The sequence below is a fragment of the Flavonifractor sp. An4 genome (assembly GCF_002161755.1).
GTDB classification, from domain to species: Bacteria; Bacillota; Clostridia; order Oscillospirales; family Oscillospiraceae; genus Flavonifractor; species Flavonifractor avicola.
Genome location: NZ_NFIL01000068.1, coordinates 1 through 6,017 on the forward strand (window position 1 = coordinate 1; position 6,017 = coordinate 6,017).

General features: G+C 59.8%; 8 protein-coding genes. 5 read left to right on the plus strand and 3 right to left on the minus strand.

Annotated features, from left to right (window positions below; genetic code table 11):
- Positions 1-163: 163 nt before the first annotated feature.
- The 3 genes from B5F94_RS17095 to B5F94_RS15260 all read right to left on the minus strand — a co-directional run bounded on the left by B5F94_RS17095 (position 164) and on the right by B5F94_RS15260 (position 2,179).
- Complete coding sequence (locus B5F94_RS17095) at positions 164-769, minus strand: DNA cytosine methyltransferase (protein ID WP_343212838.1); 606 nt, start codon at positions 767-769, stop codon at positions 164-166.
- 81 nt (positions 770-850) lie between these two features.
- A complete protein-coding gene (locus B5F94_RS15255) occupies positions 851-1,495 on the minus strand; it encodes a sugar O-acetyltransferase (protein ID WP_087331370.1) in 645 nt (214 codons plus the stop codon).
- A gap of 3 nt (positions 1,496-1,498) precedes the next feature.
- On the minus strand, positions 1,499-2,179 hold the full coding sequence (locus B5F94_RS15260) for a TetR/AcrR family transcriptional regulator (protein ID WP_087331371.1): 681 nt from the start codon (positions 2,177-2,179) through the stop codon (positions 1,499-1,501).
- 195 nt (positions 2,180-2,374) lie between these two features.
- Between B5F94_RS15260 and B5F94_RS15265 the strand changes: the two genes are divergently transcribed.
- The 5 genes from B5F94_RS15265 to B5F94_RS15285 are packed head-to-tail and all read left to right on the plus strand — an operon-like array spanning position 2,375 to position 5,694.
- Positions 2,375-3,148: a threonine/serine exporter family protein gene (locus tag B5F94_RS15265; protein WP_206406187.1), complete on the plus strand. Its 774-nt coding sequence runs from the start codon at positions 2,375-2,377 to the stop codon at positions 3,146-3,148.
- Between the two features lies 1 nt (position 3,149).
- Positions 3,150-3,626 (plus strand): threonine/serine exporter family protein, encoded by a 477-nt coding sequence (locus B5F94_RS15270; RefSeq protein ID WP_087188493.1) that lies wholly within the window; start codon positions 3,150-3,152, stop codon positions 3,624-3,626.
- The gene (locus B5F94_RS15275) at positions 3,623-4,324 is read left to right on the plus strand and encodes a YjjG family noncanonical pyrimidine nucleotidase (protein WP_087331373.1); all 702 of its coding nucleotides are present in this window, start codon (positions 3,623-3,625) and stop codon (positions 4,322-4,324) included. Before B5F94_RS15270 ends, B5F94_RS15275 begins: the two co-directional genes overlap by 4 nt.
- Positions 4,325-4,345: 21 nt before the next feature.
- Positions 4,346-5,227, plus strand: coding sequence for a GDSL-type esterase/lipase family protein (locus B5F94_RS15280; RefSeq protein ID WP_087331375.1), 882 nt, complete (start codon positions 4,346-4,348; stop codon positions 5,225-5,227).
- A complete protein-coding gene (locus tag B5F94_RS15285; RefSeq protein WP_087188496.1) occupies positions 5,224-5,694 on the plus strand; it encodes a DUF4358 domain-containing protein in 471 nt (156 codons plus the stop codon). Before B5F94_RS15280 ends, B5F94_RS15285 begins: the two co-directional genes overlap by 4 nt.
- Positions 5,695-6,017 lie beyond the last annotated feature (323 nt).

The following is a 6,017-nucleotide window of genomic DNA, read 5'->3' on the forward strand; positions in this document are numbered from 1 at the left end:
GGCAAACCACTCCTACCTTATCAGGGAGTTTTTTACTTTTCTACTTTCCTCCTCGCTATAAGCTATTTTTTACCCCCGGCATAGCCGGGGGTTGACTTTGGTACCACCAACGTCAAAAAATAGGGCTGGCACCTTGGGTGCCAGCCCTATTTTTATGAGTTTCCTATTCCCCTGCACAGACAGCACATTTTTGTACCTCTGCCTCTTTTGCTTCATTTGGTGTGCTGAAACGTCCGCGGCGCTGTACACGGGATCTTTTTTCAATCTCTTCAGGGGACATCTGGGATGAGATAGAAAGCAGCACTTCCTCAAGCCGGGCATTGATTTTCAGATTCCGTTCCTTTTTTCTGCGGATAATTCCAAAACAACCGACGGGAGAAATATAAATATCTTCGGGTGCATCGGGAGATACGATGCTGTCCATTCCTGCAAAGGTACAGTTCTCAGGTATTGCAGAACAATTCAAGGACAAGCCGTTCTCCAAAGGAACAATGTCTTTTCCAAAATCATAAAAAACCTGGGTATTGGAAATGCGGGTAGAACGGGCGCATAACGCAAATTGGAAGGAATCGAGATTGATTCCAAGCCTGTTTTCGTGAATCAAGCGATTGCCGATCCAGCGGACAACCGGTACAGCCCAAGAATTTCCTGTGCTCTGGTATCGGTTGGTCTTTTTTGCTTTCGGAAGATCGGTGTAATGATCAGGGAAGCCCATCAGGCGCTCTGTTTCAAGGGGAGACAACCGACGGATGCGGTGATCCTGAACCACAAACAACGAGCCGTTATATGCGGCCGCATTGCCATTCCATTTTGTCCCATACGCGGAATACAAGCAATGCGGCGCACTTTTTTATGTTGTGAGGTTCCAGGCGAAGTGGTTTAGATCCTCCTCCAGGATCAGCTCCCGTTTGCTGTCGGCGGCCGTAATGGGGCGGATGGGGCGGCAGGGGTTGCCGTAAGCCAGCCAGCCGGAGGGGATGTCCTTGGTGACCACGCTGCCCGCGCCGATCACCGCTCCGTCTCCGATGGTGACGCCGTCCAGCACCACCACGTTGCAGGCCAGCCACACCCCGCTGCCGATGTGGATCTCCCGGGCAAACTCCGCCATGGTGGTGCGGCCCTCCCCGTCCAGGCCGGTGCGCTCCTGGGCAGGCAGGGGGTGGTTGGTGGCCATCAGGGACACGTTGGGCCCAAAGCACACGTTGTCCCCGATGAATACCCTGGCATCATCCATCACCATCAAATTGAAGTTGGCGAAAAAGTTCTCTCCAATAAAGGTATGGCAGCCGTAGTTAAACTGGACAGGGCCCTGGAAGTAGCAGGCCTTGCCCGCCCGGCCCAGAATGGCCCGGATCACTTCCCCCCGGTCAGGGTCGTACTCGTCCATGGAATTGTACTTCCGGCAGGCCTCATGGGCCTTGTGCTTCAGGTCCTTCAGCTCCTGCCGCCGGGGATCGAACATCTTCCCGGCAAAGATCTTTTCTTCCTCCGTCATGCTTCATTCACCTGATTTGCCTTGGAATTGGTCCCCTTCCGACAGCGCGCTGTTGCGGAAGGAATTTTTCAGCAGCCGGATGCAGTCGCCCAGCAGCTGATCCAGGTCGGAAAATACGGTGTGAGCCAGCTTGTTGTAGTAGGTATTGAGCAGCCCGTTGAGAAATACGATGATGGAGAAGGCCGCCGCGTCCCGGGACACCTGGAGGGTATATCCCTTGTCGCTCAGATAGTGCTCCATCACCTGCCGGGTGAGAGTAAAGACCTCCATCCCCGCCTCATACTTCCGCCGGGCCACCTCCTCCATCTCCGTACCGGCGTAATCGGCCTGCATGGGGACCTTTTTCAGCGCCATCACCTCGTAAAAGGTGGGGTGGCTCCACGCAAACTCCAGATAGGTATGCAGGAAGGCGTCAAACCGGGCCTCCCCGCCGGAGACCGTCTCCATGGCCTGCCGCAGACTGTCGCACAGCTGGCGGTAGCCCTCAATCACCACCGACAGATATACCTCATCCTTATTGACAAAATAGAGATAGATCTTGGTGGCTGAGGCGCCGATTTTCTGCCCCAGGCGGCGCATGGTCAGGCCCTCATAGCCGTCGGCCGCAAGGATGTCCAGGGCGGCGTCCAGAATACGGGCTTTTTCCGCTGCTTTTTCCGCAGGCGTCTTTTCCCTGGGCGGCATAAGACCACCTCTCTTTCCTCTCTTTCTTGATACCGTTATTGTACCAAATCCTATTTTTACATTCAATACTTCCCTTTTTTCAGGGGGGCGTAATATTTCTGAGAAAGGTATGGATATCCCGGGGGAAATGTGATAAGCTGTAAACCGGTGTCCACCGGAACACCGCGCTTTTATTGCAGAAAGGAGGTCTCCCCGTTGAAGCCGGACTACAACGAGCTGCTGGAAATCGTAAGCGAAATGGGCTTCCGGCTCATGCTCAGCGGAGCGGAGATCTACCGGGTGGAGGAGTCCATCAGCCGCCTGCTCCAGGCCTATGGGGCCGAGCGGGGGGAGGTCTTTGCCATCCCCAACTGCATCATTGTCAGTCTCACCTCTCCCCAGGGGGAGCCTATGACCCAGATTCGCCGGATGCCCAACCACGGCACCGACATCTACCTGCTGGAGCGGTATAACGATCTGTGCCGCCGCCTGTGCCGGGAGACGCCCCCCTTTGAGGAGGCCCTGGACAGTATGCGGGAGATCGAGCGCACCCACAAGGTCTACTCCCTGCCCGTCCAGCTGCTGGCCCACTTCCTGGGCTGCGGGATGTTCTCCCTGTTCTACGGCGGCTCGGTATGGGACGGTCTGTGCGGCGGACTCTGCGGCATGGTGATCTGCCTGTGTATGGCCTTCACCTCCAAGCTGGGGGCCAACCTCTTTTTCAAAACCATCGCCGGCGCGGCGGTGTCCGCCTTTGTGGCCCTGGCCCTTACTGCCGCCGGCATTGGCCAGAATTCCGACAGCATCATCATCGGCGCCCTGATGGCCCTGGTGCCCGGCATTGCCTTTACCAACGCCATGCGGGATATTATGGCCGGCGACATGGTGGCCGGCATCAGCAAGGCCGCCGAGGCCTTGCTCATCGGAGCGGCCATCGCCCTGGGCACCGCTCTGGCTCTGGGCCTGATCCGAATGCTGATGGGAGGCTGACATGGAAGAGTTTACCTACTATCTGCCCTGTATCTACGCCTTCCTGGCCTGCATCGGCTTTTCCCTGCTGTTCAACATCCACGGAGCCGCCGGTATGCTCATCTGCGCCGGCGGCGGGGCCCTGGGCTGGCTGGTCTATCTGCTGGCCGCCCCCCTGGTTCACAGCGACATCATCCAGTCCTTTTTCGCCGCCCTGGCCATCTCCGCCTGGTCGGAGATCATGGCCCGTCTGCGCCGGTGCCCGGTGACCAGCTATCTGCTGGTGGCCCTCTTTCCCCTGGTGCCCGGCGGCGGCATCTACTATACCATGGAGCACGCCATGAGCGGGGAGACCTCCCTGTTCCTGGAGTCTCTGCTCCACACCCTGGGCCTGGCCGGAGCCCTGGCGGTGGGCGTGCTGATGGTGGCCTCTCTGGCCCGCCTGGTCACCAACTACCAGAATCACCGGCGGGGCCTGTCAGGAGGCAAACACCCATGAGACGCTACGATTTCGTCCTGCTGGACGCAGATAATACCCTGTTCGATTTTGATCGCTCGGAGCACGAGGCCCTGCGCCTGGCTCTGGAGGCCTTCTCCATCCCCTGTCCCCCGGAGACCGAGGCCCTCTATGTGTCCATCAACAGTTTCCTGTGGGCCATGCTGGACCGGGGAGTGGCCACCCGGGAGTGGCTGGTGGTGGAGCGCTTTGCCCGGCTCACCGCCGCCCTGGGGGTGGACGCCGACCCCGCCGCCCTCAACCGGACCTATCTGGACCGGCTGGGCGAGCAGTCCTTTCTCCTCCCCGGCGCCCTGGAGGTCTGCCGGGCCCTGGGGGAGCACTGCACTCTTGCCATCCTCACCAACGGCGTGGCCCGGGCCCAGCGGGGCCGGTTTGACCGCTCCCCCCTGAAAGAACTCATTCCCCATCTCTTTATCTCCGAGGAGATCGGCGCTTCCAAGCCCAGCCCCGCCTTCTTCCGACCGGTGCTGGACGCCCTGGGCATCACCCACCTGAGCCGGGCCCTGATGGTGGGGGATAACCTGACCTCCGACATCGGCGGCGCCGCCGCCATGGGGCTGGATACCGCCTGGTACAACCCCCGCCATCTGCCCAATCCCGGCCCCGTTACCCCTACCTGGGAGATCGCCAGGCTGGAGGAACTGCTGCCGCTGGTGCTGGACGGCCCTGATTTTTAAACTTCAAACGAGGTGTTTTGTTTGTCCCGCTCGCTCTATTCCCAGCTTACCGGCAACTCCTCTCCGCCGCCCCGCCGCCGTCTGCCCCTGGTGCTGGCGGCCATTGCGTTGGGTGTGGTTCTGGTGACCGTTCCGGTGCTCAGCCGCTCCCCGGCGGAGGGCGCTGATCCCCTCCCCACGGCCACCGTCACTCCCACGCCTACACCTACCCCTACACCTGCCTTTGATTTTACCCAGCCCGCCCCCAAGACCGATCCGGTGGACATGGACTACTTCTCCGACGCCCTGTTCATCGGCGACTCCCGCACCCATGGGCTGGAGCTGTACAGCGGCGTCAAGGGCGCCACCTTCTACGTCTACACCGGACTGAGTATTTTCGGGGTGAACAATCCCGGCCTGGTGACGGTGGACGGACAGGACTATTCCATTGTGGAAGCCCTGGAGAAGGGTCCCCAGTTCGGCAAGGTCTACATAGCCTTCGGTATGAATGAGCTGGGTTATTACAATGAGGAAAACTATTTGCGCACCTTCGGCGTCTTTATAGAGGAGGTAAAGGCCCTTCAGCCCAATGCCGTGGTCTATCTGCAAAATCTGGCCCCGGTGGACGAGGCCAAATGCAAGGTCTACGGCCAGGCCTCCTGCATCACCAATTCCCGGATAGAGACCTTTAATCAGCTGTTTGCCCAGCTGGCCCGGGAACATCAGGTGGTGCTGGTGGACGTGTACGGCGCCCTCACCGCCGGCGGCCCCCTGCCGGACGACGCTACGTCGGACGGCATCCACTTCAAGCGTCCCTGGTATGAAACATGGCTGACCTGTCTGATGGAACACACCGTGGACCCGGCGATCTACCAGGCCGGACAGACCCATGCAGATGATATGGAAGGAGATAAAGAACCATGAAGAACCTGTTGACCCGACTGCTGCCCGGCGTGCTTGCCCTGTGCCTGACCCTTTCCGCCTGCGGAGGCGGTGGAAGCGCCAAGAGCTATGACCCTGCCGCCACCGCCAAGGCTCTGCTGGAGTCCGACGCCTTCAGCGACACCCTGGACACCCTGGACAAGGACACCGCCGCCACCATGTACGGCATTGACGCCTCCACCATCACCGACTGCGTGGTGTACACCTCCCTGTCCATGGGCGCGGAAGAAATCGCCGTGCTCACCCTCACCGATGAAGCTGCCGCCAAAACCGCCAAGGAGGCCCTGGATAAGCGGGTCAGCGATCAGATCACCGCCCTGGAGAGCTATATGCCCGGAGAGGTGGACAAGCTCAACCACGCCATCGTGGAGCAGACCGGCAACACCGCCCTGCTGGTGGTGGCCGCCGACGCTGACGCCGCTCGCAGCGTGCTGGACAGCCTGAACTGAGTCCCACCCAAAAACGCCGGGGATACCCCGGCGTTTTTTCTGAAAAAATAAACTGGCTTTCCCTCAACTTTTCACTGGCCCCTGCCGTCTAACAGATGCAAACACAAGACCCCCGGCCGGGTCCAGTTTATACAGATCGAGGTGTCTTCATTGTCCCAGTCCTATCATCCCAAACGCATGAAAAACAAGAGAAACGGCCCCGGCGCCACCCTGCCCCTGCTCATTGCCGCCGCAGCGGTATGCGTCTGTCTGCTGCTCATCCCCTCCGCGGGCAAGAGCGCTCCCCCCGCCGCCGAGGTTACCCCCTCCGTGCAGCCCGAGGT

Excerpts from the sequence above, each read along its gene's own strand:
- B5F94_RS15255 (WP_087331370.1), bottom strand. The coding sequence starts at position 1,495 with ATGACGGAGGAAGAAAAGATCTTTGCCGGGAAGATGTTCGATCCCCGG.
- B5F94_RS15260 (WP_087331371.1), bottom strand. The coding sequence starts at position 2,179 with ATGCCGCCCAGGGAAAAGACGCCTGCGGAAAAAGCAGCGGAAAAAGCC.
- B5F94_RS15270 (WP_087188493.1), top strand. The coding sequence starts at position 3,150 with ATGGAAGAGTTTACCTACTATCTGCCCTGTATCTACGCCTTCCTGGCC.
- B5F94_RS15275 (WP_087331373.1), top strand. The coding sequence starts at position 3,623 with ATGAGACGCTACGATTTCGTCCTGCTGGACGCAGATAATACCCTGTTC.
- B5F94_RS15285 (WP_087188496.1), top strand. The coding sequence starts at position 5,224 with ATGAAGAACCTGTTGACCCGACTGCTGCCCGGCGTGCTTGCCCTGTGC.